Origin of the sequence: Acinetobacter sp. CS-2 (assembly GCF_016599715.1) — a bacterium.
GTDB lineage: Bacteria > Pseudomonadota > Gammaproteobacteria > Pseudomonadales > Moraxellaceae > Acinetobacter.
Window position 1 is genome coordinate 54,613 of record NZ_CP067019.1, and the last position, 24,878, is coordinate 79,490.

Here is a 24,878-nt window from a genome sequence, read left to right on the forward strand (position 1 = left end):
TAATATTTGTATACATTTTTCTCAAGCAATTTACTGCATATTAAAACTCTAAACATGCGGTAAATGGGGTTGAAACGCACATGAAGCAAGACAACTTAAGCCGACTTCGCCGTTCCGTTGCGATTTCCTATGTCTTGATGTTTTTCGCGTTATTTACTGTGATTAGTGGCATATTTGCTTATTGGTTTGCGCGTAAAGTTACACAAGTGGATGAAGTGGAGGTCTGGCTTGAAGCCCAAGCCCTCTGGATCATGCGTAATATTGTGATTTATATGATTTTGGTATGTTTTGCAGCACTCTGGTTTATTCCGCTGATTTTCTTTTATTGGGATAGTGCAGTTTGGGTAAAAGGTTGTACCGTTGCAGGCGTGGTTTTCGCCATGATTGCCTTCTTATTCCTGTTGAATGCCTGGCTGAAAGGAATCTCCCGGTTTTTCAAAAATAAAGCCGTTTTCTAATCCGAGTAAATTTTTTTCCCCTCTTTCCCTTGTAAAATTTGTTTCTGTCCCCAATTTCACACCACAGTTAAGTATTAAATAAAATTCCGTGAGGAGCATCGCCAGACATGGCTAAACGTGATTATTATGAGGTTTTGGGCGTCGCTAAAACCGCTAGTGATGATGAAATTAAAAAAGCCTACCGTAAGTTGGCGATGAAATATCATCCAGACCGTAACCCGGACAACCCTGAAGCTGAAGAAAAATTTAAAGAAGCTGCCGAAGCTTATGAAATTTTATCCGACAGTGAAAAACGCAGCATGTATGACCGTATGGGGCACAATGCCTTTGAAGGCGGCATGGGTGGTGGTGGCTTCGGTGGTGGTTTCAGCACTGAAGACATTTTTAGTCAGTTTGGCGACATCTTTGGTGGCGCATTTGGTGGCGGTGGTGGCCGTGGTCAGCAACGTGCACGTCGCGGATCAGACCTGCGTTACGTGATGGAATTGACCCTTGAAGAAGCGGTCAAAGGCGTGAAAAAAACCATTACTTTTACTGCACCTGCACCGTGTGAGGACTGTGATGGTAAAGGCTCTAAAAATCCGAACGATGTTGAAACCTGTAAAACCTGTCATGGTACAGGTCAAGTGCGTATGCAGCAAGGTTTCTTCTCTGTTCAGCAAACTTGTAGCACCTGTCGCGGTCAGGGTAAAATCATCAAGAACCCATGTAATACCTGTCATGGTTCTGGTGTAAAAAACCGTCAGCAAACCCTTGAAGTGACTATTCCTGCTGGTGTGGACAATGGCGACCGCGTACGTTTAACCGGTAAGGGTGAAGCGATTCGTGACGGCCAGTCTGGTGACTTATATGTTGAAGTGGTGGTGCGCGAGCATGACATCTTCCAGCGTGACGGTGCCGACCTGTATATGGATGTGCCGGTATCTATTGCCGATGCTGCATTGGGTAAAGAAATCCAGATTCCAACCCTGGATGGCCGTGTCAGCCTGAAAATTCCTGAGGGAACTCAAACCGGCAAACTGTTCCGCTTGCGTGGTAAAGGGGTTAAACCGGTACGTACCAGCATGCAGGGTGACTTGCTTTGCCGCGTAGTGGTCGAAACTCCGGTGAATTTGACTGCGCGTCAACGTGAGCTGTTAAAAGAATTGCAAGAAACGATGGATGGTGAGGACAGCAAATCATCGCCTAAGAAAAAATCGTTCTTCGGTCTGTTTGATTAATTTCAGACACAGTTTAAAAAAAGGGGGGAATATTGAATATTCCCCCCTTTTTTTATAAGCGCTTATTCGATGATTGGTTTGTCAATAGCTTCGACATCTACCGATTGCGTTGCTGCTTCGCCAGCCGGTTCTTGCTTGGTCGCTGCCGGATTAGTTTCAGCTTGAGCCGGTGTAGAGCTATGGGTACGAATATTTATTTTGACTTGTGATAAGCTTTCCAAAGTATCTCCCGCTTGGATTGCCGGTTCTGCCCACGCTGTGCTGACGATGGTTGCCATAAAAACGGTTAATGCGATTTTTTTCGAATGCATGTTGATTTCCTTATAATTCATCTTTTGATCACTCGTGTTGCGTAGTCTGCGCAGAGATGTTTACAGGGAGATGAAAATCAGCAGCAAAATCATTTATTTTTAATGCTGAACTTTCAATACAGCAACCGGTCGGGGTTGAGCCATTACATCGTGCTTTGGCATAAACATTCATCATGACCGGTTTCTTTTTAAATAAAAAATTTCAGGCTGAAACTTAGTCTCGGTACATAGTTTTGATATAGTAAGAACAATTTAAAATCAACATTGGGAATATGTTATGTCAGCAGCTCCACGCATTGGTGTATTGGGTGCAGGCGGTCGTATGGGACGCATCCTTATTCAGGCCGTTAAAGAAGCAGGTTACCAGCTTGCAGCAGCAGTTGAACGCCCTGAAAGCAGCCTGATTGGTGCAGATGCAGGTGAGCTTGCCGGTATTGGTGCTGTGGGTGTAAAAGTGGTAGGTAGTCTGCAAGAAGTTTTGCAAGACTGTGACGTGGTGATTGATTTTACTGCACCAGTTGCAACTGCTCAGCATTTAAAATTATGCCGTGAAGCAGGGGTGGCAATTGTGATTGGTACCACTGGCATGAATGATGAACAAAAAGCCTATCTGGATGACAGCGCAACGCAAACTCCTGTTGTTTATGCTGCCAACTATTCGGTTGGCGTGAATGTTTCCATTAAACTGTTAGAACTGGCATCTAAAGTGTTTGGTGATACAGTCGATATTGAAGTGATCGAAGCACATCACCGTCATAAGGTCGATGCACCGTCAGGTACAGCACTGATGATGGGCGAAGCCATTGCCGATACTTTAGGCCGTAACTTAAAAGAAGTCGCGGTGTATGGCCGTGAAGGTCATACTGGCCCGCGTGATCGTCAAACCATTGGTTTTGAAACGATTCGTGGTGGTGACATCGTCGGTGAACACACAGTGATGTTTATTGGTGAAGGCGAACGTGTGGAAATTACCCATAAAGCCACCAACCGTATGAACTTTGCCGCAGGGGCCGTTCGTGCCGCAGCATGGGTCGTGGGTCGCGAAGCATGCAAATATGATATGAAAGACGTACTGGGTTTTAACGATATTCAGGTATAAAAAATCGTCAAAATCATTTATAACAATACAACAAAATTAAAATAAGAAGCTCAACGGAATGAAAAAAGTGATCTTGATGGCTTGTGCCGTAGCCTGTTTGGCTGCTGCACAGGCTAAACCTGTCGATAATGCCAAGCTCAGTATTCACAAGAATAATATTAAAGTTTGGACCTACCAAAATGCTCAAAATCCTGTCTTTCAATACAAAGCTGAAACCAGTTTTGATGTGCCCATTGAAAAAGCGGTTTCCCTGATTTTAGATGTGGAAAATGCAGTGAATTGGGTCCCTTATATGGGCAGTGTCAAAGTCTTATCCCGTGATGACCAAAAAGGTGAATTCAGTTTATATATGGTGCTGGATTTTCCTTTTCCCTTAAAAGACCGTGATTTGGTGGTACAAGGCAAAATGCGTAAAGATGCACAAGGCATCATTAGCATCCAAAATAAAGCGGTGAAAAAAGGTTATCCGATCAATCCCAATTATGTACGCCTCACCGACTATGAGGGCGATTGGACCTTCCAGCGTTTAGGCAATCAAAAAGTCAAAGTGTCGACCTATGGCTATGCCAATCCGGAAGGTTCCATTCCGCTCAGTTTCGTGAATATGTTCGTGCAGCAGCAGCCTTATCAAATGCTACAAAAAATGAAAGTGCAGTTGGGTAAAAGCAAAACTATTGCAACCTTTCCCGAAATTTTAAAATAAGCACCAGTAATGATTCAGTTCAATATGAACGATCAATGACTTTGCATCTCAGGCAGACGAAATGCAGTCAACTGCTGCATGTGCTGTGTTGAGTAAGGTCTGTTCTGGAAATGGATGCGGATGTAACTTAATTTGAAATTGCCGCGCAGTCATTTGTTCACAGGCAAAGCGAAGTTTGGCTTGCTGCGGCATGATATTCATGCCGTTTTCAGATTTGGCTTTATAAATATATAGCTGCTGATGTAACCCGCCGCTAGTGATCGGTTGGATCTGCTCAAGTTCATATTGCGTCAGTTTTTGGGCACTCAAAAAACCTTGAATTAAAGATTTACAGATAAAATTTTGCTGGCTTTGAGCTTGAGTGTGCTGTTGGGGTTGGCACGCCATAAGCGTGAGTGTGCTGAAGATGATTAGACCTGCTCGAAACTGCGTGAAGTCATTCATTTAATTGTCCCCCTATCGTTATTTTTGAGATATCAACCTGATGCATTCAGATTAAATCTGTTAACTTAATGGGTACAGATACAAAAATGATTAAAAAAAGGGTACAGATGGCTTTTCAATATCAGCAGCTTGCGCAGCAGTTGGCACAGAAAATTTATAGTGGTGAATTGGCCGCAGGGCAGCGTCTTTATGCGCTACGTCAATTTTCACAGCAGCATCAGATCAGTTTAAATACCGCGAAACGCTGCTATGAATTACTTGAAGCCAAAGGCCTGATTTATGTCAAAGAAAAGTCTGGTTATTTTGTACAATCCTCACAGAAAGCCCAGCAAATTGCCGTGCCGAATCATCCTGATTTTGATTCCCGACCACGTGAAATTTCGAATTTAGAATTGCAAATTCAGATCCATGAAGCATCTGCAAATAGTCGCCTGATTCATTTGGGTTCAATTCAGTTGTCCCCAAATTTTGTTCCTGTTGAAGCAATCAGACGTTCAATCCAAAGGGCATTAAAGCATTGTAAACCAGAAGATTTTTTATATAACAATCGGCAAGGTCATCCACAATTGCGTGAAGCTTTGTCGGCACATTGGGCTGAAGATGGTTTTTACATGCCTAAGGATGATATTTACATCGGCAATGGTTGTATGCCTGCTTTGTCAGTGATGTTGCAAAATCTGAGTGCGGAAGGGGAGAGTGTCATTGTTCCGACGCCGAACTATAACGGGCAATTGCAATTATTGGCTTTATTGAAGCGGAAAATTGTTGAAATTCCTGCCAATACGGAAGGTTTTGATTTAGATCGTTTAGAGCAGGCGATGCGGGATTCAGGCGCGAAAGTATGCTTATTGACTGCAAATTTTCAAAATCCTTTGGGTTTTTGTTTAAGTAATGAAGATAAGGAACGAATTGCACAACTGGCTGAAAAATATCAATGTTATGTGATTGAAGATGATATTTATGTTGAGTGTAGTTTCAATGCAAAGCGACCATTGCCTATCAAATATTGGGATCGGGCGGGCTATGTGATCTATTGTGGGTCGATTTCAAAATCTTTATCGCCTTCTTATCGGGTGGGGTGGTTTTGTCTTCCACCACATTTGCAACATTTGCGTCCCAAATTACTTTTGCAAAATGATTCGGTGAATACGCCTTTGCAGTTAGGACTTGCCGATTTGATTTTTAGTCGTGCGTATCGCCAACATCTTGCTGAATTGCGTCCTAAATTAATGGTGCAAGTCGAGCAGTATCGTCAGTATATTTACGATGCTTTTCAAGGGGTTGATATCCGTCTAAATCGGCCTCAAGGCAGTTATGCACTGTGGTTGCAGATGCCTGAACAAATAGACAGTTTGGCGCTGTATTACCATGCGCAAAAACATGGCATCAACATTGTGCCAGGTTTAATTTTTGGTGAGGACAATCGTTATAACAACTGTATTCGTCTAAATGCCGGGCATGAGTTGTCTGTAGATATTCAGCAGGCCATTTTGTTGCTTGCAGATTGGGTGCGTAAGGAATGCAGAAACACAAATGTCATCTAGATTAATGAGTCCATAAAGCATACAAAAAAAAGCCTGCATGCAGCAGGCTTTTTGGGCTTAGATTTTTGCCGTTAAAAATCAGCTTTCAACACGATACGATAACGCACGTTTCCTGAATGCAAACGTTCAATCGCTTCATTCACCTGAGACATTGGATACATTTCAATTTGAGGTGCAATATTTTGACGTGCGGCGAATCGAAGTAATTCACGCAGTGCTGCAGGAGAGCCTGTTGATGAGCCAGTGACAGATTTAGCACCACTGATCAGCATACCTGCGGGGATTTGCATCGGCTCAAGTGCTAGGCCGAGCATGTGAACGCTTCCATTCGGTGCCAAAGTTGAAAGATAGGCTTGCCAATCCAACGTCACATTGACCGTGCTTAAAATTAAATTGAACTTACCACGTTGTGCTTTAATCGCGGCAAGATCACGACTATTCACCACATGGTCAGCCCCCATAGCTTTAAGTTCATCGGTTTTATCTAAGTTTGAGCTGAATGCGGTAATTTCACAGCCCCAAGCTTTGAGCAGTTTAATCGCCATATGACCTAAACCACCAATGCCGATCACGGCAACATGGTGAATGGCCTGAATTTGGTGCTGTAAAATGGGATCAAATACCGTAATCCCGCCGCAGAGCAGAGGACCAGCACTGGTTGGATCAAGATCATCTGGAAGCGGAATAACCCATTGCCAGCCAGCACGGACTTTGTCGGCAAAGCCACCTGCATGACCGACGATTGTCGCTGTCTTGGTTCCAGTACATTGCACTTGGCGACCATCGATACATGGGTCACAGTGTTGACAACTTTCTGCTGTCCAGCCTATGCCCACACGTTGTCCGATTTTCAGTCCTTTGGCTTCGCTGCCGAGTTGGGTAATGGTTCCAATCACTTCATGCCCTGGGACCACAGGATAAACCGAAGATTTCCAATCATTTTGGATAATAGAAATATCTGAGTGACAAAGACCGCAATACTCGACTTTGACTTCAACCTGATGGGCTTGTAATTCACCTGCATCAAATTGGTAGGGAACAAGGGCTTCACCACTGTTCATTGCTGCATAGGCGTGGATTGTATTGTCACTCATTATTCTATCCTTTATGTTTTGAGGTCATTCTTCGTACGTGTATTTAAAGTCACAGTGATTTTCATGATCATTGACCATGCCAATGGCTTGCATCAGAGCATAGCAAGTCGTTGGGCCGACAAATTTAAAACCATTCTTTTTTAATGCTTTGGACATGGCCTGACTTTGAGCGGTTTGTGCAGGGGCGCTGCGATATTCAACTACATCATTATTGGCAATGTGTCCTTCGACAAAATTCCAAAGAAATTCCACAGGATGAATCCCTTGGGCTTTTAACTGTTGCCATGCTTTTGCATTATCTCGAATGGCAGTGAGTTTGCCGATATGGCGAATCAAACCTGAATCTTGTAATTTTTCTTGTAATTGTAGGTCACTCAACGCTGCAATTTCGGCAATGGGATATTGAAAAAAATGCTGCTGATAACAAGCCCGCTTTTTCAGTACAGTGATCCAAGACAGCCCCGCTTGTTGTCCTTCAAGACACAGCATTTCAAAGAGATGCTGCTCATCAAAACTAGGTTTAGCCCACTCAGTGTCGTGGTAGGCAATATACAAAGGATCTTCGGAGCACCAAGCACAGCGTTGTATCGTCATGTTGAATGCTCCTTTTGACTTAAATTTTAAAGACAGTCCATTGATCGCTTTTATTGTCCCAATACAACAGTTCCGCTTGATCGAGATCGGCAAATTGAATCCATACATCTTTACCTGATTTGTCTGCGTAGCCGGTGCTGATGAGTAATGCTTCTTCAGTGATCTCCATGATCCAGCCCTGATAAGACTGTCCATTGAGGCTGATTTTTTGTTGATTACCAGATTCTGCAAATTCCACCAGACGATTGATCAACGCTTCTGACATGTATGTTTCCTAAAATTAACGTAAATACGGATAGGGGTTAACGGCATTGCGACCTTTACCACCCAAGTAAATGCCGTAATGCAAATGTGGTGCAGTATGTCGAGCATTGCCAGTATTACCTACATAGCCAATGACATCACCTTTTTTGACATAGTCGCCGACATTTAAGCCACGTTTATGACCATCAAGATGCGCATAATAATGCCAAGAACCTGCGGGCCCCATAATCCATATCACTTTACCACCCAAATTGTTATTACGTAAGTCAGCAACTAAACCTTCTGTAGCACTGAGGACTTTTGTTCCACGTGGAACAATAATATCAATGCCTTCGTGACTTCGTCCTTGGCTACGCGCTGCGCCCCAAGTATCCTTGAGCGCACTTCGTTTGACTTGATGAACAGGAACAGGCAATTGATTGGATAAACGCATGTTTTGTAATTTTTTCACTTCATGAGCAGGCAATGTACTGCCTGATGGTTTGGGTGGAGTCGACGTACAGGCGCTGAGTAAAAGCAAAATAAAACCAATACCGCCGAACAACCCTTTGCGAAGCTGAAAAAATCCTTGAGTCACATTTGTCCCTATTCAATTGATGAGCAGTTCAAAACTATGGCATAGAATGGCTTTTGAGTTCTAGCGTAGAAATGAGTTTTTTCATGGCGGTTGGAATACCGAGTGCAGTAGCTTGTATCGGGGTATACCACTGTGCATTGCATTCAATCGCTAAATGCTCTTTTTGCTCGGCAGCAACGGTAAATACAGTAGCCTCTAAAAGCCAAGTAAAGTGGGTAAAGCTATGTGATATTTGCACTTGAGTGGCGGTAGGTTTCAGACCAAGCTGTTGAGTGAGGGATTGAAACTCATGGGGTTGATCAAAAATAGGTAAACACCACAGACCACCCCATAGCCCGCTATTCGGACGTTGTATCCACAGCCATTCTCCTGCAGATTGAATCAGCATGACTTGAGCCTCTTTCACTGGAACAGGCTTTTTAGGCTTTTTATAAGGTAATTCAGTCTCTAAACCTTGTGCATGTGCTTTGCAGTGCTGTTGCATGGGACAATATAAACAAAGCGGTTTTTTCGGCGTGCATACCGTTGCACCAAGATCCATAATCGCTTGGGTATAATCGTGGTTGCGTTCAGTGGGGCAGAGCTCTGTCGCCAGTTGCCACATGGCCCGTTCATGTACAGGTTTCGATAAATCATCTTCTATAGCAAAGAAACGAGACAATACTCGCTTGACGTTGCCGTCCATAATCACGCCATATTGTCTTAAACCCAAAGACATCAGCGCACCCGCGGTAGACGGCCCGATGCCCGGTAGTTCCATCCACTGCTCAAGATTGCTTGGAAAATGTCCCTGACGTGCAACAATACCCGCGGCTTTGTGTAAGTTCCGAGCCCGTGCATAGTAGCCTAAGCCAGCCCAATAGGGCGCCACATCATCCCAAGAAGCATGGCCTAAATCTTCAACAGTCGGAAATCGTTGAATAAATCGATCAAAATATTGTAAGACGGTTTTGACTTGAGTCTGTTGCAGCATAATTTCTGAAACCCACACTTTGTAAGGGTCATCCTTCACTTGCCACGGTAAGTCATGACGACCATGGACATCAAACCAGTCGAGAAGGGCATCAGAAAAGTTAAACATGCAATACAGTCAAAATTGAAAAAACCTGCCTAGTATACATCTTTCAATAGTCATTCTTTTTGTTCAAAACGAAAACTGTATATCAGGGGAAATGCAAAAATAGCGGCTATCAAAAAAGGAGCCGAAGCTCCTTAGTGAGTGTAAATTTAAAGTTTAGCTTTTAAAGCCCCAGCGGGTATCAAGCGCCAATGTTTGGTTTTCATAACGTGGAATAATGTGAATATGCACATGTTCAGTGGCTTCGCCAAAAACTTGTCCATCATTAAACCCAATATGAAAGCCTGTAGGTTGATAGCGTAAATTTAATTCATTACGCGCTTGTTCAAGTAAGGACATTAAACTTTTACGTTCTTTATCAGTAATTTCAAAAAAAGAACCAACGTGACGTAGCGGGACAATGACAGCATGCCCTTTAGACAGTGTATGTGGTTCAGGAAGTACAACACCAAAATCATTTTTTGCAATCACGTCATATTCGTCAAAATTGCAATATGGACAATTGAGTTCTGTCATTGTGCTCTCCTCATTTTTATAAATTAAATATTGTTATTGGTTCTTATGGCTTTAAGAACCAAGCTGGCGTGCTAACAAGGCATACATGGCTGCTAAGCTTTGCTGTTCTGCAGCAGCGTTATAAGCTAAATCTACGCCGTTGGCTTTGGCACGTTCATCCGCCATCGGGTTGCTAAAGCCGTGTTTTGCGCCTTCAAAAATATTGATTTGATACTGCACTTGGGCAGCATCCATTTCATTTCTAAAGGTCGCAACATCATCTAAGCTCACCATCGAGTCGAGCTCACCATGTTGTACTAAAATCTCTGCTTGGACTTGTCCTGTTTGTGCAGGAGTCGCTGTAGCAAGTGTTGCATGGAAGGTCACCACAGCTTTTAATGCAGCACCTGAACGCGCTAAATCCAGCACGACTTTTCCGCCATAGCAAAAGCCTATAGCTGCGAGTTTATCTGCATTTACTTCTTTTTGCTGTGCCAAAGTGTGTAATGCAGCCGACGCACGGGTCACGATGGTGTCGGCATGATCAAAAGTCTGCATCATCCATTCATAAGCTTGCTTGGCATCTGTGGTGACTTTTTTGTCACCATACATGTCCAGCGCTAAAGCCGCATAGCCTTGTTCTGCCAATTCACGCGCACGTTGTTCGGTATATTCATTGCGTCCCCACCATTCAGGGGCAACTAAAACACCTGCGACCGCAGTGTCTGACTCTGGAGCAGCAAAATAGCCAAAAAGTTGAGTTCCATCCGCTGCTGTATATTGAATTTCGCGCGTCTTAATTTTAACAGTCATGGTCAAATCCTTATGTGCGGCTACGCAGTTAATGAAGATTTAAAATAAAGGGGAAAATAGTTTTTGTGAAATAAATATAAGATATCAATGTGAATTTTAAGTCAAATCAATCAAAAAAATTGTAAAAGAAAATAATGGAAAGAAGAAATATTGAGGAGCACCGAGATTTGTCGATGCTCCTGAATGGAGTATTGTTATTTCGGGAGAACTTCAATGAGCTCTACATCAAAAATCAGCGTGCTGTTTGGCTCAATGACATCTGCTGAACCAATTTGACCATAGCCTAAATTTGCAGGAATGAAGAAGCGATATTTTGCACCTTCTTTCATCAACTGTAGACCTTCTGTCCAACCCTGAATGACTTGACTCACTTGGAACATCGCAGGTTGGTTACGTGCAATTGAACTATCAAAAACAGTGCCATCAATTAAGCGCCCTTCATAGTGAACTTTCACTGTTGAATTGGCTTTGGGTGACTTACCTTTGCCGCCTTGAATGACTTGATACTGCAGGCCAGATTTCGTGACCTGAATGCCCTGTTTTTTGGCATTTTCAGCAAGGAAAGCTGAACCAATGGTGGCATTCGCATCCGCTTTTTGCTTCAGTTCAATCAGTTGTTTCGCTTCGGTTTGCTTTTTATATTGGGTTAAGGCACGGGTCATTTCTTCATCTGTTAATGACGAAGCTTGACCTTTAGATGCTGCCTTTAAACCTGCAACAAATGCATCAATATCCAAATCCTTAATGGATTCAGCATTACTGCGTCCCATTAAATAACCAAAACTATAACCCACTTGTTCTGCAGCACTACTTTTATTACTGACATCTTTGGCAAATACAGTGCTTGAGCAGAGTGCCAAACACAACATACTGATCTGTAATTTCATGACCGAGTCTCAAAATAAAGCAGGAGAGCGAAAAGCTCTCCTGTAGCGGTTTTATTATTTAACTTCAATGAGTTCTACATCAAAAATTAAAGTACTGTTCGGTGGAATTGTTCCTGGAACACCTTGAGCACCATAACCTAGGTTTGAGGGAATATATAAAGTAGCTTTGCCACCTTCCTTCATTAACTGTAGACCTTCGGTCCAACCCGGAATTACTTGGTTCAACGGGAATTCAATTGGCTCGCCGCGCTGTACTGAACTATCAAATACTGTGCCATCCACTAACTTACCTGTGTAGTGAACTTTAACAACTGATGTGGCTTGCGGTTGTTTACCTGTACCTTCTTTCGTTGTTAGGTACTGTAAACCAGAAGCTGTAGTTTTAACCCCAGCTTTGCTTTTGTTTTCTGTTAAGAAATTATCGCTGCTACTTTGTGTTTGCTTATTGCTTTCGAGCTGCTTGTTTTGCATTTCTTGCTGGAACTCAGTATATGCTTTTTGTAATTCTTCTTCAGTATATGCTGGTTTTGCACGAGCATGACCCGCACGAACGCCAGTGACAAAGCTATCAATATCTAATTCTGGAGGCGTTTGATGGGCAACTTCATAACCAAGTGCATAACTAATTTTAGCGACAGCAGAAGCATTTGCAGCTGGTTGAGTTGATGTTGCTGATTGCGTAGCAGGCGTTTTAGTTGCATAGTAAACAGGAACAAGTGCGGCACCGCCGAGTAATACAGCGACAGCGATAGGTAGGGCCTTACTCATATATTTTCCCACAATTATTTTATATGTAAAAAGTTGCTGAAATTCTAGCAGACTTTTCCTGTTCAACGCTTACCTATCTCTATGATCAGGTAAGGTGCAGGAAAGATCATCATAGTCATGTTCTTATTTTTATACTATAACGGTATGAATATATAAAACATTTTTTATACAGAAAGATGCATGCAACATAAATTTCGAAAATAAAAAAAGCCACCGTATTCGGTGGCTTTTTGAAAGAGCTTGAATCAGTCTTGATCTTTTGAAGCTTTATAACCATAAGAATAGTTATAGCCATAACCATAGCCTGCGGAGCTACGTTGAATGTCGTTTAGAATAATACCATTGACCTTCACACCCACTTGTTCAAAGCGGTTCACGGTTAACTCTAGTTCTTTTAACTGAGTTTTCGCATAACGAGCAATCACCAAATTCACACCAGTAAATTGCGAAATAATGATACCGTCTGTCACCGCAAGTACAGGAGGGGTATCAATGATCACATGATCAAACATCTGTGAAATCAAATCTAAGAATTCTTTGAATTTACCAGAACTTAAAAGCTCAGATGGGTTAGAAGGGCTCTTACCGCGAGTAATAACACTTAAATTTGGAATTTCAGTGGTTTTAATGATGCTGTCTAGATCACGCTGACCATTTAAATATTCAGAAAGACCTGGTTGGTTGTCATGATTGAAGTATTTGTTCAAATAACCACGACGTAAATCGGCATCAATAATTAAAACACGTTTATCGCTTTGCGCAAGAATAGTTGCCAAGTTGGTAGAAATAAACGATTTACCGACTTCTGGTGCAGGCCCCGAAATCATGATCAGGTTATTTTTTGCAGATGACAGTGCAAAGTGAATAGCAGTACGCATACTGCGCAAACTTTCAATTGCAATATCATCGCTATTTTTAACTGCAAGAACTGGAATTGTTTTCTTCTTCTTCAAGAGTTTAATACGGCTTTCTTGAACAGGCGAACGTGGTACAGTGGCATAAACAGGAAGATCCAGATTGTTTTCAATTTCTGAAGAATCTTTAATTCCTGAGCGCAACATGTTACGAACAAGAGCAATTAATACACCAATAAAACCGCCTACAAATAACGATAAAATCAGAACAATTAATTTTTTCGGCTTAATTGGTTTTTCAGGTTCAACAGCCGTGTCGATGATACGGACATTGCCAATTTCACCAGCATTTGCAATTTTAAGCTGTTGATAGCTGTTAAGAAGCGATGTGTAAAGCTCAGTATTTACTTTGACATCACGATAAAGTTGTAAGTATAAGCGCTGTGTTTCTGGGAGTTGTTTAATGGACTTGTTTAATTCTTGAGTCTTTTGATTTAAAGAATTTACCTGTGCATTAATTTCAGCCATTAAAGGATGATCAGGTGTATATTTAGCAGACAACTCAGCTTGTTTCTGTTTTAACTCAATGCGCATTTTTTCAAGCTCAATATTTTGTTTGAGCATGAGTTCAGCTTCTTGAGTGACATCTACAGTATTGTATTTTTCACGAAATTCATTGAATTTAATTTCAGACTGTTCAAGTTGTTGCTTTAATTCAGGGAGTTGTTGATCCAAGAAATTGAGGGTTTGTTTGGATTCTAAAGATTTACGCTCAATATTTTGTTGATGATAAATTTCTAAAATATGATTCAGTACATTGGTAATGTGCTGTTTATCTTCTCCAGCATAATTTAAACCAATGACACCTGTCATTTTCCCTTTTTCAGCTACGCCATAATTTAATTTTAAATTTTTGACAGCAGAAGGCAGTGAGAGTTTAGATAATATAAAAGCGTGTTCAAATGGCTGTGTACTTGAAATATTAATTTTCCAAGCTCCATAGCCGTCAACAAATTGATTCAGTTGATTTAAACGACCTTCAAAGATCACCTGATCTTTATGACTTAAGGTAAATTTAGAGTCTGCTTTGAAATCTAAAGTGAGTTTTTTATCCAAATAATAATCTGGAACATCAAACTCTTTAACTAAAAAATTATGTTGCTTGGTGCTATAACTAACGCCCTGGCCATCAAATTTCAATTGACCTTTTTCTGAAGATAGAAGTTTTTTAAAGAAGCTATTATTTTGATCTTTGATACTGATGTTCAGATTGAGGTCATCAATCACTTTACCTAACACCATACGAGAATTTAAGATCTCAATCTCTGCATCTGCAGGGGATTTTTGACCGAGGCCGCCCGAGACTTCTTTGAGTTCACCTAGTAATGCGGCAGACGCAGCACTTTTGCCATCTTCGACTTGAACTAAAGCATCCGTAGAATATATGGAAGGTGTGGTTCGAATATAGAGTAGTGCACAGATTAAACTTAATATGATGCAAAGAGCAATAATTTTCCATTGAGCAATCAGAGAAAAAAAGAGCACTTTTAAATCAATAGTATCTTCTTCAGTTTTTGAGGTTTGAGTCATAGTTTAACAACTGATTATTCAATAATTTATATTAAAAATGTGGCAACCAATCCTGAACATATTTGCTTATGTTTTTGCAGGATTCATTAAAAAAGTCTTGATCGTGTTGATAAGGGTCAGGAACATTTTTTCCTTGCCAATGTCCTAATCGAAAGACTTTGCCTTTTGCAAACGGCCATTGTTTTTCTATATGTTGAGCCTGATTTGTGCTCATCACTAGAATTAAATCTGCTTGCTTAATTAAGGATGCATTGATTTGTTTTGCAATATGTGGACGCATATCAATATTGAACTGGTCCATACAATGGATTGCTTTTTCATCTGCTTGATGTCCGACCATTGCGGATAATCCTGCAGATTCAATCTGTTGATTTGGGCAATTCATTTTCAGGAAATATTCTGCCATCGGGCTACGGCAAATATTTCCGACACAGACAACGAGTATATTTTTAAATGCCATAATTATTTTCCAAGCTGATCAAAACTATAAAGTGCGCTTGAGAATGGAATGATTTGATTGACGACACGCTGCCAACGAGTCAAGCCAGTTGCATCAATGTAAACAATGTCATTCTTTTTCATGGAAAATTGATTGGCTAATGCTAGATTACCAATACTACTCAAATTTAAGTGATAGATAGTTGACTGCTTCTGATCTAAATCTGTACGCATCACATAAATTCTAGCTGCACTAGCTGAGTAAGGGTTGATCCCTTCACTTTCACCCAATACATCACTTAAAGACATGCCTTGATCACGTAAGTTAATCGCTTGGCTTTTACTTGATTCACCCATGACATAAAGTTTTTGATCTTGTTTTGTATTTACAAAAATTGTGTCATTCGGGCGAATTAATAAATTATGTAGTGATAAACCATTTTTTTCGAGTTGAATGGTATTTAAATTATACGTAGCACCATTTCGAATAAGTTGAATATTAGTGGTGTCGCCAGTTTTGGTATCAATACCACCGGCTTGACCTAGTGCGGTATAGAGGCTGATTGGTTGATCATTTAAAGTGTATTGGCCACTTTTAAGTACTTGACCATTTACGAAGTATCTTTTGCCTTCGTAAGATAACACTCTGACGACCACATCTGGGTGTTTTAAATATTTACTAAATTGACTACGCAAATATGTATTCGCTTGAGCAAGCGTTTTCCCAGCAATTTTAACTGACCCGACTAAAGGAAGCTGTACATTACCGTTTGGGTCAATGGGATAACCAACAGCTTTTACATTAGTTGCATCTTGAATTGGTGGTGTAATTTCGGGATAAGCCCAGAGTTGGATCGATAGAACATCACCTGCACTTAATTTATATATGGATTGCTGATGCTGAAATAGTGTTTGAATTTGATCAAAATTTTGTGAATTTGCTTGAGATATAGCAGGAATATTATTTTGTGTTAAAGGTACAACATTTAATTCAGCACCTTGATCTGTTTGGTAAGAACCTTGTTGTGGTAAATCATATGTCTGAAGTCCAGGGGTCATTGCACATCCTGTAATTCCTAAACTCAAAACCAGCATAACGCTATAACGATAGTAATTCACTCGAATATAAATCCTATTTATAAATTTGAATGTTTTTGAACGGGCCAATGAACCCTAATTGTACGTTTCAGACTGCAAAATTCTATACTATTCGTGCTATTTAATATAGCTATTGATGTTTTAAAACGTAATTCCATTAGGTTTTTTATAAAATATAAAATATGCACCTGAGACTTTGATCCTAACAAAATAGCATATAGAAAAAGGATCATAGATTTGATCTGTGTGAATCGGGAAGTATGACTTTTTATGTATGTTTAGAACATCATTACACAATCGAAATTTGATTTTCTGATATAATTTAACGCTATTTACAACATAACGATGATTGATAATTCATCGATGACATAGGCTTCAGTATGTTAAAACTCTCCGAATTAAAAATTGCCATAATCGGATTAGGTTATGTCGGTTTACCGCTAGCTGTTGAGTTTGGAAAAAAAGTTCCCGTTGTGGGTTTTGATATTCATCAAAAGCGTATTGATGAATTACGTAGCGGACGTGATCATACCCTAGAAGTTTCTCCTGAAGAATTAGCACAATCAGCTCAATTAAGTTACAGCGCAAATTTAGAAGACTTAAATGACTGTAATTTTTTTATTGTTACTGTTCCAACCCCGATTGATGAATATAAACAACCAGATTTAACTCCGTTGGTGAAAGCCTCAGAAAGCATTGCGAAAGTGCTGAAAAAAGACGATATCGTGGTGTATGAATCAACGGTTTATCCGGGTGCAACGGAAGAAGTTTGTATTCCTGTTTTAGAGAAGAACTCAGGTTTAACATTCAATCAGGATTTTTATGCAGGCTATAGCCCTGAGCGTATTAACCCGGGTGATAAACTGCACCGTGTGACCAATATTTTAAAAATTACTTCGGGTTCAACACCAGAAGTTGCTGATTATGTTGATACAGTTTATAACCTGATTATTGAGGCAGGTACACATAAAGCAGCCAGCATTAAGGTTGCAGAAGCAGCCAAGGTGATTGAAAACACCCAGCGTGATGTGAATATTGCCTTAATTAATGAATTGGCTTTAATTTTTAATAAAATGGGCATTGATACGGAAGCTGTATTACAAGCGGCTGGTACTAAATGGAATTTCCTTCCATTCCGTCCAGGTTTGGTTGGTGGTCACTGTATTGGTGTCGACCCGTACTACTTGACTCATAAAGCGCAAGCGATTGGCTATAACCCAGAAATTATTTTGGCAGGACGTCGTTTAAATGATGGCATGGGCGCATATGTGGTGACGCAGCTTGTTAAAGCGATGCTGAAAAAACGCATTCAAGTTGAAGATGCCAAAGTCCTCATTTTAGGCTTAAGTTTTAAAGAAAACTGCCCAGATATTCGTAATACTCGAATTATTGATATCGTCAATGAACTTAAAGAATATCACACTCAGATTGATGTCTATGACCCTTGGGTAGACGCATCTGAAGCTGAACATGAGTACGGCATTAGCCCTGTACAGGTGCTGGAAAGTGGCAAGTATGATGCTGTAATTTTGGCCGTTGCACATCATCAATTTAAAGATATGGGCGTAGATGCGATCCGTGCCTTGGGTAAAGCTGATCATGTGCTGTATGACTTGAAATACGTGTTATCTCAAGCCGAATCTGATCTTCGTTTGTAAGAGGACCATACCAAAATGAATCAATATCAACAGGTATGTGAAAACCTTAAAACAGCGCCTAAAACATGGCTGGTAACTGGAGTTGCTGGATTTATTGGTTCAAACTTGCTTGAAACTTTATTAAAGCTCAACCAAACCGTAGTGGGTTTAGATAACTTTGCTACAGGTCATCAGCATAATTTGGATGAAGTGCAAAGCTTAGTCACAGCTGAACAATGGGCGAAATTCAGTTTTATTGAAGGCGATATTCGCCAGTTTGCCGACTGCCAAAAAGCCTGTGTTGGCGTGGATTATGTCTTGCATGAAGCTGCTTTAGGTTCTGTACCGCGTTCGATTGCCGATCCGATCACCACCAATGACACCAATATTAGCGGTTTCTTAAATATGCTCACTGCTGCGCGTGATGCAGGTGTTGCCAGCTTTACATACGCAGCCAGCAGTTCGACTTATGGTGATCATCCTGCATTGCCAAAAGTAGAAGAAAATATTGGTAATCCATTGTCGCCGTATGCAGTGACCAAATACGTGAATGAACTATATGCCGATGTTTTTGCACGTAGCTACGGTTTTAAAGCGATTGGTTTACGTTATTTCAACGTGTTTGGTCAGCGCCAAGATCCAAACGGTGCTTATGCCGCTGTAATTCCGAAATGGACAGCATCGATGATCGCTGGTGAAGATGTTTACATTAATGGTGATGGTGAAACTAGCCGTGATTTCTGTTTTATCGATAATACAGTTCAAGCCAATATTTTGGCGGCAACTGCATCTGATGAAGCCAAAAACCAAGTCTATAACGTGGCTGTGGGTGACCGCACGACTTTGAATGAGCTATATCGCGCCATTCAAGTGGCACTTGCTGAAAATGACGTGCAATTTGAGCGTGATCCTGTCTACCGTGAATTCCGTGCAGGTGATGTACGTCATTCGCAAGCCAGTATTGCCAAAATTGAGCAAGGCTTAGGTTATGCGCCGCAGTTTAAAATTGCCGAAGGTATTCAATTCGCGATGCGTTGGTATGTAAACAACTTAAAATGATCTTGAACCGATGATTGCGAAACTCTTCGCAAAATATCAGTCTATTGGACTGATCACACTCAGTTTACTCGTAGGTGCGATAATGACATTTATCGCACTTCCTGTTTTAACGCGCCTATATTCTGTTGCTGACTTTGGTGCTTACGGGATTGCATTGGCGGTTGTCAGTATTTTATCGACCGTTGCCAATTTGCGTTTAGATCAAGCGCTGTTGGTCGCTGAGGAACAAGATAAAAAAAGCCTGATTTTTGAAGGGGCTGTATTCTCAACAGTAATCGCTGTGATGAGTAGCATCGTTATCAGCGTGATTTTAAATGTTGAAATGGCGTTTGCTGTGGCAACTGGTGTGCTTGCCAATACCTTGCTTCAGAGCGTTTATAATTATCAATTTGCTGCGCATAAAGAATATTTTTGTGCAGGCTTAAATATTTTTAGAAGTGCGATTGTGGTTGTAGTGCAACTGAGTTTGCCACTGTTCATGCAGATCAGTTTGGTGAATAGCTATAATGTCAGTTCGATCCTGATGATCGTGGCGATGTTGCTCTACATATTGAAGTATCAGCTCTATCAAGTCAGTTGGCAGGCATTTAAACATTATAAAGATTTTATCTATGCCAATACGCCTCACGCCTTGCTGAATAGTTTTTCACATAACTTACCGTATTATATGGTGTCGCATTTTGTGGGTGTGCAGGCGATGGGTTTTTATGCCATTGTCGAGCGGACTTTACGTGTTCCGATCAATTTAATTTCACAAACTTTACGTCAGTTTTTTATCCGTAAGTTTAAAAGCCCGGATTCAAATAAGAATGCGTTAAAGGCAAGTGTACTTTTAAGCTTGGTGTCACTGCCTCTTTTTGCAATTTTCTTTATCTTGCCTGAATCGGTATATCTCTGGATTTTTGGTTCTGAATGGGTGGGGATCTCAACTTATTTCCAAATTTTGGCTTTGGGCTATTGGGCGGTTTTTTGTAATCCGCCAAGTTCGGCTTATTTAATTGCTAAGCGAAATAGCCAAGTCTTATTTAAACTGCAAATCGTAGAACTCATGATTAAGTTCGCTTTATTTGCAGGCTTATATGTTTTATGTGCTGATAAAATTTATATGCTCTTGGCGGTGCCTGTGGCGCTAATCATTTATAACTTTGCCATTTTGTATGTGGTGTGGAGAAACAAAAGCTGATGTTTTTTAAACTGTTAAAACTGATGAATTGGTTCACTGCACAATGCCGTCAGCAATTTTATAACCTGGCTTTTGGCACGAAATTTCGTTATTTCGGTAAAGCTTGTACGGTCGAAATTAGTGGACAAGTGAAGATTGGTCAGAATGTTTATATAGGCGATCATGTCAGTTTAATTGTCGAGCAAGGTGCAATTCTAGAAATCGCGGATAACAGTTTTATTGGTGAAAGTTGTTACATCAAATGCTTTGGTGGCAAGGTTTCGATTGGTCAAGACGTCAGCATTAACTCGAAGTCATTTATTAATGGCTGTGGCGGTGTGAGCATTGGCGATAACACCCGTATTGGCACGCAAAGCATCATCATTGCCAGCAATCATAAATTTGGTGAACCTGATGTATTGGTGAAAGATGCGATTACTAAACAAGGGGTCAGTTTAGGCGAAAATATTTGGCTGGGTGCGCGGGTGACGGTACTTGATGGTGTGAAAATTCCAAGTGATTCGGTGATTGGCGCGTGTAGCCTTGTGTCGAAACCTTTGGACGAATCAGGTGTCTATGTCGGTAGTCCTGCTAGAAAAATCAAATCGCTCTGATCTTATTTTTCATCCTGCATCGTGACTGCGGTTTCCATATCGTAAAGTGGATTTTCAGCGTAAAATAGCTGACTTATTTTCCTCCTTTTAAGTTGCCTCGCCTCATTCAGGTATTGTGTATGTCATTTATGATTTCTGCTTTTCGACAGCTGTTTGATTTGGCTTATTTTATGGCAAAAGGCAGTGTGGCTTATGCACGTAAAAAAGGTGTGAAAGTCGGGAAAAACTGCCGAATTTATATTAAAAGCTGGGGCTCAGAACCATTTTTGGTCAGCATTGGCGATCATGTGACGGTTACTTCAGGGGTGAAATTTATTACTCATGATGGCAGTACCTGTTTGGTGAAAGATGCGCAAGGTAAACGCTACCAACGCTTTGCACCAATTCAAGTCGGTTCGCATGTGTTTATTGGGGTCAATACAATCGTTATGCCCGGTGTGAGCATTGGCTCCAACGTGGTGATTGGCGCAGGCTCGGTGGTGACCAAAGACATTCCTGATCATAGTGTGGCGATTGGCGTACCTGCCAAAGTGGTATCCAGTTTTGTCGACTATCAAGCCAAAATTCAAAGCACCTGTGCCAGTGATAGTGAGCTGGCAGGTATCACGGATTATCGTGAGCGTGTTGAGCGTGCCATGGCGATTCAAGCCTCAAAAACACCGCATTAATATTCTCCCATTTCATAAAATTTAGGTCTGCATATGTTGAATAAAGTCATGTTCTTTTTGCCAAGCTTGGGCGGTGGCGGTGCAGAACGTACAGTCATTCAACTTGCCAATAGCTTTGCAGAACAAGGTCTCAATATTCATTTGGGCGTGTGTGATGTCACAGGTGACAAAGCCAAACTCTTGCCTGAAGTCAGTCCGAAAATTGAGTTGGTGAATTTTAATTGCGGTCGGGTGATGAATAGCATCACGCCTTTAAAAATAAAAATGAAAGCTGAGCAATACGACTGCTTAGTCGCAACGCAAACCCACACCAATATTGTGGCAGGTATTGCGAAAAAACTCGCAGGTGTTAAAACGCGATTAATCTTCCGTGAAGTATCGACGCCTTCTAAAAATTTGAAATTACAGGGTCTCGCTAAATTCGTTTTAAAAACTTTGGTGAATTGGACTTATCCCATGGCACAGCAAGTGGTTTGTGTCTCTAAAGGCGTAGAAGCCGATTTTCGTGAATATTATGGCTATAAAAATAATAATCTGAGCACGATTTATAACCCTGTATTGGACGATGCCTATTTTGAAAAACTCAAAGCGCCAGTCACACACAAATTTTTAAATGGTGACCATAAAGTGATTTTGGCAGTGGGGCGTCTCACTGAAGCAAAGAACTTTGGTTTTCTGATCCGCTCCTTTAAAGCCTTGCATGATCAGCATCCTGAAACCCGATTATTGATTTTAGGTGAGGGCGAACTGCGTGCAGAGTTTGAAGCTTTAGTTGCTGAATTGGGTTTAAAAGACGTGGTGGATTTGCCGGGCTTTGATGCCAATCCATACGCTTATTTTAAATATGCATCGCTATTTGTTTTAAGCTCGAATTGGGAAGGCTTGCCGGGTGTACTTATTCAAGCCTTAGCCTCTAAAGTGAAAGTGGTGAGTACCAACTGTCCAAGTGGACCAATGGAAATTCTAGAAAACTCTAAGTTTGGTTTATTGGTTGAATGTAATGATCAGGCAGGTTTAACCCAGGCGATGCAGCAAGCGATATTTGCAGATTATGTGCAATATCAAGATGCTGATTTTGAATCACATATTCAGCAGTTTCATAAGCAAACCGTGCTCAAGCAGTATTTGCGAATGATGGAGTCGGCGGCATGAGCAAACCTTTGATGGTACATGTGATCACCAACTTTGCAGGCGTGGGTGGTGCCGAAATGATGTTGGCACGCTTAATTCAGCAAACTGAACATGACTATCAGCACGTGATCATTGCACTGATGAAAACTTCCAATGTGTATCAAAGTACTTTAGAGCGTTGTCAGTCGCATTATGCGCTCGGTTGGAATGGTTTAAATACGCTGAGTACGGTGAGTCAGCTGCGCGCATTACTCAAAAAGCTACAGCCCGCAACGGTGCAATGCTGGATGTACCATGCCAATGCATTGACCAGTCTCAGTGTTATTGGTTTAGCGAAAAAACCAAAGGTCGTATGGGGTATTCATCATTCTCTTGCTTCTCCTAAAGATGAATCAATCAGCACCAAGATTGCCTTGGGCATAAGTAAAATACTATCACAGCAACCTAGTGCTATTATTTATTGTGCGCATTCGTCTATGCAGCAGCATCAGGCCTTCGGCTTTAAAAATGGCAATAGCCAAGTGATTGCCAATGGCGTGTTTTTCGATAAATTTCAGCCTAATCCCCAATTGCATGAACCAATCGTGATTGGTTTTGCAGGGCGTTATCACACGGCCAAAGGCTACCCCTATTTATTTGAAACCATGGGCTTACTCAAGGATCAAGACATCATCTTTAAAATTGCAGGTAGCGGAGCGAGTTTAGAGAATCCTGAAGTAAAGGCTTTATTCGATCAATATCAATTGGATAGTCAAAAAGTCCATTTATTGGATCAAATCTCAGATATGCCTGCTTTTTATCAATCGATTGATGCATTCCTCATGACTTCAATTACCGAAGGTTTTCCGAATGTTTTGGTTGAAGCGATGGCATCAGGGGTGCCATGTATTAGTACCAATGTTGGCGATGCTAAATACATTGTGCAGGACTTAGGTGCAATTGTACCGCCACGCAATGCACAAGCTTTGGCAGATGCAATTTTGGTGTATGTGCAAAAAACAGAAGCAGAAAAACACGCTTTAAAACAAGCAACGCGTGAACGGGTTGAACAGAATTTCAGTATCGAAACGGTCAGCAGTCAATATATGCAGGTGTGGAGCCAACAGGCATGAAGTTTTTAATGATATGCAGTTATTTGCCCTCTGCACTGAACTTCCGTGGCAAGCTGTTAGAAGCGATTGCAAATCAAGGCTATGAGATTCACATCATGGCACCTGAGCTGAGTACGTTCCTTGACGAATATCAACAGTTGCAGTCGCTCGGCTACACCGTGCATGATATTCCGATGCAGCGCACAGGCACCAATCCACTGGCAGATTTAAAACTGTTAAAACATCTTTATCAGCAAATCCGTCAAATTCAGCCTGACTATGTGCTGTCTTATACCATTAAACCAGTCATTTACGGCACGCTGGCTGGATGGCTTGCAAAAGTACCACATCGCTTTGCTTTAATTACTGGTCTGGGTTATGCCTTTCAAAATGTAGAAGCGGGTAAGCGCAGTCTATTTCAAAAACTGGTGCATGGCTTATATGCGCAAGCGCTCAAACGTAGCGACAAAGTTTTTTTCCAAAACCCAGACGATTTAAAGCTGTTCCAAGACATGCACTTACTGGATGCTAGTAAGCCGACGGTGGTGGTGAATGGTTCAGGGGTGAATGTGCAAGACTTTGATGTCTTGCCCTTACCGCAAAATGATGTGGGGACAGTTAAAGCCTCATTTTTACTTATTGCTCGGCTTTTGGGTGATAAAGGTGTGCGCGAATATGCTGAATCGGCGCGCATCATCAAAGCACAATATCCTGAATCGGAATTTCATTTGGTCGGTTGGATTGATGATAATCCATCAGCTATTTCTAAAGCCGAACTCGATGAATGGATTGCCGATGATCGCCTCAAATATTGGGGCAAGCTCAGTGATGTACGTCCTGCGATTAGCCAAAGTTCGGTCTATGTGTTGCCTTCTTATCGTGAAGGTACGCCACGTACGGTATTAGAGGCGATGGCTATGGGGCGGGCGATTATTACCACCGATGCACCAGGTTGTCGTGAAACGGTATCGCACGGTGTGAATGGTTATTTGGTCGGAGTGAAGTCTGTAGATGATTTGGTGCAATGCATGCAATACTTTATTGAAGATCCAAAACTGATTGAGTATATGGGACAGCGTTCGCGAGAAATTGCGCTGAATAAATATGATGTGCATCAAGTGAATAAGCATATGCTGGCTGAAATGGGTATCCATTAAAGGCGATTCACCCAATTTAAGAGGCGATCC

General features: G+C 41.3%; 27 protein-coding genes. 13 read left to right on the plus strand and 14 right to left on the minus strand.

Going from position 1 to position 24,878, the window contains the following annotated elements:
* Positions 1 to 80 precede the first annotated feature (80 nt).
* Both JFY49_RS00230 and dnaJ read left to right on the plus strand, forming a co-directional pair.
* The gene (locus JFY49_RS00230; protein WP_086176574.1) at positions 81 to 458 is read left to right on the plus strand and encodes a hypothetical protein; all 378 of its coding nucleotides are present in this window, start codon (positions 81 to 83) and stop codon (positions 456 to 458) included.
* 107 nt (positions 459 to 565) lie between these two features.
* Entirely contained in the window at positions 566 to 1,678 is a 1,113-nt protein-coding gene (gene dnaJ / locus JFY49_RS00235) for a molecular chaperone DnaJ (protein WP_180043870.1), read from the plus strand.
* A 62-nt stretch (positions 1,679 to 1,740) separates the two neighbouring features.
* Here dnaJ and JFY49_RS00240 read toward each other — a convergent pair whose 3' ends face one another.
* Positions 1,741 to 1,989 carry a hypothetical protein gene (locus JFY49_RS00240; protein ID WP_180043872.1) on the minus strand — a complete coding sequence of 83 codons (249 nt, stop codon included), beginning with the start codon at positions 1,987 to 1,989 and terminating at the stop codon, positions 1,741 to 1,743.
* A gap of 277 nt (positions 1,990 to 2,266) precedes the next feature.
* Here JFY49_RS00240 and dapB point away from each other — a divergent pair, with 277 nt between their 5' ends.
* Together dapB and JFY49_RS00250 are read left to right on the plus strand one after the other, a co-directional pair.
* Positions 2,267 to 3,088: a 4-hydroxy-tetrahydrodipicolinate reductase gene (dapB, locus tag JFY49_RS00245; protein WP_086196765.1), complete on the plus strand. Its 822-nt coding sequence runs from the start codon at positions 2,267 to 2,269 to the stop codon at positions 3,086 to 3,088.
* A gap of 58 nt (positions 3,089 to 3,146) precedes the next feature.
* Positions 3,147 to 3,791, plus strand: a complete 645-nt coding sequence (locus tag JFY49_RS00250) for an START domain-containing protein (protein ID WP_200223412.1) — start codon at positions 3,147 to 3,149, stop codon at positions 3,789 to 3,791.
* 48 nt (positions 3,792 to 3,839) lie between these two features.
* Here JFY49_RS00250 and JFY49_RS00255 read toward each other — a convergent pair whose 3' ends face one another.
* Positions 3,840 to 4,235, minus strand: coding sequence for a hypothetical protein (locus JFY49_RS00255; protein ID WP_227609498.1), 396 nt, complete (start codon positions 4,233 to 4,235; stop codon positions 3,840 to 3,842).
* Positions 4,236 to 4,342: 107 nt separating this feature from the next.
* Here JFY49_RS00255 and JFY49_RS00260 point away from each other — a divergent pair, with 107 nt between their 5' ends.
* Positions 4,343 to 5,779, plus strand: a complete 1,437-nt coding sequence (locus tag JFY49_RS00260; protein WP_200223414.1) for a PLP-dependent aminotransferase family protein — start codon at positions 4,343 to 4,345, stop codon at positions 5,777 to 5,779.
* Positions 5,780 to 5,850: 71 nt separating this feature from the next.
* Here the strand turns inward: JFY49_RS00260 and ahr are convergent, their stop codons facing one another.
* From ahr to JFY49_RS00320, 12 genes are all read right to left on the minus strand, one after another.
* Positions 5,851 to 6,873, minus strand: a complete 1,023-nt coding sequence (gene ahr, locus JFY49_RS00265; RefSeq protein ID WP_180022938.1) for an NADPH-dependent aldehyde reductase Ahr — start codon at positions 6,871 to 6,873, stop codon at positions 5,851 to 5,853.
* Positions 6,874 to 6,897: 24 nt separating this feature from the next.
* Positions 6,898 to 7,467 (minus strand): DNA-3-methyladenine glycosylase I, encoded by a 570-nt coding sequence (locus JFY49_RS00270; protein ID WP_200223415.1) that lies wholly within the window; start codon positions 7,465 to 7,467, stop codon positions 6,898 to 6,900.
* A 19-nt stretch (positions 7,468 to 7,486) separates the two neighbouring features.
* Positions 7,487 to 7,732, minus strand: a complete 246-nt coding sequence (locus tag JFY49_RS00275) for a hypothetical protein (RefSeq protein ID WP_200223417.1) — start codon at positions 7,730 to 7,732, stop codon at positions 7,487 to 7,489.
* Between the two features lie 15 nt (positions 7,733 to 7,747).
* On the minus strand, positions 7,748 to 8,275 hold the full coding sequence (locus JFY49_RS00280) for a M23 family metallopeptidase (protein WP_168379469.1): 528 nt from the start codon (positions 8,273 to 8,275) through the stop codon (positions 7,748 to 7,750).
* A gap of 67 nt (positions 8,276 to 8,342) precedes the next feature.
* Positions 8,343 to 9,389, minus strand: coding sequence for an A/G-specific adenine glycosylase (gene mutY / locus JFY49_RS00285; RefSeq protein ID WP_200223418.1), 1,047 nt, complete (start codon positions 9,387 to 9,389; stop codon positions 8,343 to 8,345).
* 153 nt (positions 9,390 to 9,542) lie between these two features.
* The gene (locus JFY49_RS00290) at positions 9,543 to 9,902 is read right to left on the minus strand and encodes an HIT family protein (RefSeq protein ID WP_078191628.1); all 360 of its coding nucleotides are present in this window, start codon (positions 9,900 to 9,902) and stop codon (positions 9,543 to 9,545) included.
* A 51-nt stretch (positions 9,903 to 9,953) separates the two neighbouring features.
* Complete coding sequence (locus JFY49_RS00295) at positions 9,954 to 10,694, minus strand: dienelactone hydrolase family protein (RefSeq protein WP_200223419.1); 741 nt, start codon at positions 10,692 to 10,694, stop codon at positions 9,954 to 9,956.
* A gap of 194 nt (positions 10,695 to 10,888) precedes the next feature.
* Positions 10,889 to 11,581, minus strand: coding sequence for an FKBP-type peptidyl-prolyl cis-trans isomerase (locus tag JFY49_RS00300; RefSeq protein ID WP_200223420.1), 693 nt, complete (start codon positions 11,579 to 11,581; stop codon positions 10,889 to 10,891).
* Between the two features lie 54 nt (positions 11,582 to 11,635).
* Positions 11,636 to 12,349: an FKBP-type peptidyl-prolyl cis-trans isomerase gene (locus tag JFY49_RS00305; protein ID WP_200223421.1), complete on the minus strand. Its 714-nt coding sequence runs from the start codon at positions 12,347 to 12,349 to the stop codon at positions 11,636 to 11,638.
* A gap of 245 nt (positions 12,350 to 12,594) precedes the next feature.
* Positions 12,595 to 14,793 (minus strand): polysaccharide biosynthesis tyrosine autokinase, encoded by a 2,199-nt coding sequence (locus JFY49_RS00310; RefSeq protein ID WP_200223422.1) that lies wholly within the window; start codon positions 14,791 to 14,793, stop codon positions 12,595 to 12,597.
* Between the two features lie 31 nt (positions 14,794 to 14,824).
* Positions 14,825 to 15,253 (minus strand): low molecular weight protein-tyrosine-phosphatase, encoded by a 429-nt coding sequence (locus JFY49_RS00315; protein ID WP_180182899.1) that lies wholly within the window; start codon positions 15,251 to 15,253, stop codon positions 14,825 to 14,827.
* 2 nt (positions 15,254 to 15,255) lie between these two features.
* Positions 15,256 to 16,326, minus strand: coding sequence for a polysaccharide biosynthesis/export family protein (locus JFY49_RS00320; protein ID WP_200224773.1), 1,071 nt, complete (start codon positions 16,324 to 16,326; stop codon positions 15,256 to 15,258).
* A gap of 383 nt (positions 16,327 to 16,709) precedes the next feature.
* Here JFY49_RS00320 and tviB point away from each other — a divergent pair, with 383 nt between their 5' ends.
* The 8 genes from tviB to JFY49_RS00360 all read left to right on the plus strand — a co-directional run bounded on the left by tviB (position 16,710) and on the right by JFY49_RS00360 (position 24,848).
* Positions 16,710 to 17,987, plus strand: a complete 1,278-nt coding sequence (gene tviB / locus JFY49_RS00325) for a Vi polysaccharide biosynthesis UDP-N-acetylglucosamine C-6 dehydrogenase TviB (protein ID WP_200223423.1) — start codon at positions 16,710 to 16,712, stop codon at positions 17,985 to 17,987.
* A gap of 15 nt (positions 17,988 to 18,002) precedes the next feature.
* Positions 18,003 to 19,025 (plus strand): NAD-dependent epimerase/dehydratase family protein, encoded by a 1,023-nt coding sequence (locus JFY49_RS00330; RefSeq protein WP_200223424.1) that lies wholly within the window; start codon positions 18,003 to 18,005, stop codon positions 19,023 to 19,025.
* A 10-nt stretch (positions 19,026 to 19,035) separates the two neighbouring features.
* On the plus strand, positions 19,036 to 20,208 hold the full coding sequence (locus JFY49_RS00335) for a lipopolysaccharide biosynthesis protein (protein ID WP_200223425.1): 1,173 nt from the start codon (positions 19,036 to 19,038) through the stop codon (positions 20,206 to 20,208).
* 23 nt (positions 20,209 to 20,231) lie between these two features.
* On the plus strand, positions 20,232 to 20,801 hold the full coding sequence (locus tag JFY49_RS00340) for an acyltransferase (RefSeq protein WP_227609501.1): 570 nt from the start codon (positions 20,232 to 20,234) through the stop codon (positions 20,799 to 20,801).
* Between the two features lie 119 nt (positions 20,802 to 20,920).
* Complete coding sequence (locus JFY49_RS00345) at positions 20,921 to 21,469, plus strand: acyltransferase (RefSeq protein WP_200223428.1); 549 nt, start codon at positions 20,921 to 20,923, stop codon at positions 21,467 to 21,469.
* A gap of 33 nt (positions 21,470 to 21,502) precedes the next feature.
* Positions 21,503 to 22,621 carry a glycosyltransferase gene (locus JFY49_RS00350; RefSeq protein WP_200223429.1) on the plus strand — a complete coding sequence of 373 codons (1,119 nt, stop codon included), beginning with the start codon at positions 21,503 to 21,505 and terminating at the stop codon, positions 22,619 to 22,621.
* A complete protein-coding gene (locus JFY49_RS00355) occupies positions 22,618 to 23,712 on the plus strand; it encodes a glycosyltransferase (protein ID WP_200223430.1) in 1,095 nt (364 codons plus the stop codon). Before JFY49_RS00350 ends, JFY49_RS00355 begins: the two co-directional genes overlap by 4 nt.
* A complete protein-coding gene (locus JFY49_RS00360; protein WP_200223431.1) occupies positions 23,709 to 24,848 on the plus strand; it encodes a glycosyltransferase family 4 protein in 1,140 nt (379 codons plus the stop codon). Before JFY49_RS00355 ends, JFY49_RS00360 begins: the two co-directional genes overlap by 4 nt.
* Positions 24,849 to 24,878 lie beyond the last annotated feature (30 nt).

Excerpts from the sequence above, each read along its gene's own strand:
- JFY49_RS00240 (WP_180043872.1), bottom strand. The coding sequence starts at position 1,989 with ATGCATTCGAAAAAAATCGCATTAACCGTTTTTATGGCAACCATCGTC.
- mutY (WP_200223418.1), bottom strand. The coding sequence starts at position 9,389 with ATGTTTAACTTTTCTGATGCCCTTCTCGACTGGTTTGATGTCCATGGT.
- JFY49_RS00315 (WP_180182899.1), bottom strand. The coding sequence starts at position 15,253 with ATGGCATTTAAAAATATACTCGTTGTCTGTGTCGGAAATATTTGCCGT.
- JFY49_RS00360 (WP_200223431.1), top strand. The coding sequence starts at position 23,709 with ATGAAGTTTTTAATGATATGCAGTTATTTGCCCTCTGCACTGAACTTC.
- dnaJ (WP_180043870.1), top strand. The coding sequence starts at position 566 with ATGGCTAAACGTGATTATTATGAGGTTTTGGGCGTCGCTAAAACCGCT.
- JFY49_RS00300 (WP_200223420.1), bottom strand. The coding sequence starts at position 11,581 with ATGAAATTACAGATCAGTATGTTGTGTTTGGCACTCTGCTCAAGCACT.
- JFY49_RS00350 (WP_200223429.1), top strand. The coding sequence starts at position 21,503 with ATGTTGAATAAAGTCATGTTCTTTTTGCCAAGCTTGGGCGGTGGCGGT.
- ahr (WP_180022938.1), bottom strand. The coding sequence starts at position 6,873 with ATGAGTGACAATACAATCCACGCCTATGCAGCAATGAACAGTGGTGAA.
- JFY49_RS00305 (WP_200223421.1), bottom strand. The coding sequence starts at position 12,349 with ATGAGTAAGGCCCTACCTATCGCTGTCGCTGTATTACTCGGCGGTGCC.
- JFY49_RS00270 (WP_200223415.1), bottom strand. The coding sequence starts at position 7,467 with ATGACGATACAACGCTGTGCTTGGTGCTCCGAAGATCCTTTGTATATT.
- JFY49_RS00230 (WP_086176574.1), top strand. The coding sequence starts at position 81 with ATGAAGCAAGACAACTTAAGCCGACTTCGCCGTTCCGTTGCGATTTCC.
- JFY49_RS00295 (WP_200223419.1), bottom strand. The coding sequence starts at position 10,694 with ATGACTGTTAAAATTAAGACGCGCGAAATTCAATATACAGCAGCGGAT.
- JFY49_RS00330 (WP_200223424.1), top strand. The coding sequence starts at position 18,003 with ATGAATCAATATCAACAGGTATGTGAAAACCTTAAAACAGCGCCTAAA.
- JFY49_RS00320 (WP_200224773.1), bottom strand. The coding sequence starts at position 16,326 with ATGCTGGTTTTGAGTTTAGGAATTACAGGATGTGCAATGACCCCTGGA.
- JFY49_RS00275 (WP_200223417.1), bottom strand. The coding sequence starts at position 7,732 with ATGTCAGAAGCGTTGATCAATCGTCTGGTGGAATTTGCAGAATCTGGT.
- JFY49_RS00310 (WP_200223422.1), bottom strand. The coding sequence starts at position 14,793 with ATGACTCAAACCTCAAAAACTGAAGAAGATACTATTGATTTAAAAGTG.
- JFY49_RS00260 (WP_200223414.1), top strand. The coding sequence starts at position 4,343 with ATGGCTTTTCAATATCAGCAGCTTGCGCAGCAGTTGGCACAGAAAATT.
- tviB (WP_200223423.1), top strand. The coding sequence starts at position 16,710 with ATGTTAAAACTCTCCGAATTAAAAATTGCCATAATCGGATTAGGTTAT.
- JFY49_RS00250 (WP_200223412.1), top strand. The coding sequence starts at position 3,147 with ATGAAAAAAGTGATCTTGATGGCTTGTGCCGTAGCCTGTTTGGCTGCT.
- JFY49_RS00340 (WP_227609501.1), top strand. The coding sequence starts at position 20,232 with ATGAATTGGTTCACTGCACAATGCCGTCAGCAATTTTATAACCTGGCT.
- JFY49_RS00335 (WP_200223425.1), top strand. The coding sequence starts at position 19,036 with ATGATTGCGAAACTCTTCGCAAAATATCAGTCTATTGGACTGATCACA.
- JFY49_RS00345 (WP_200223428.1), top strand. The coding sequence starts at position 20,921 with ATGTCATTTATGATTTCTGCTTTTCGACAGCTGTTTGATTTGGCTTAT.
- JFY49_RS00355 (WP_200223430.1), top strand. The coding sequence starts at position 22,618 with ATGAGCAAACCTTTGATGGTACATGTGATCACCAACTTTGCAGGCGTG.
- JFY49_RS00290 (WP_078191628.1), bottom strand. The coding sequence starts at position 9,902 with ATGACAGAACTCAATTGTCCATATTGCAATTTTGACGAATATGACGTG.
- dapB (WP_086196765.1), top strand. The coding sequence starts at position 2,267 with ATGTCAGCAGCTCCACGCATTGGTGTATTGGGTGCAGGCGGTCGTATG.
- JFY49_RS00255 (WP_227609498.1), bottom strand. The coding sequence starts at position 4,235 with ATGAATGACTTCACGCAGTTTCGAGCAGGTCTAATCATCTTCAGCACA.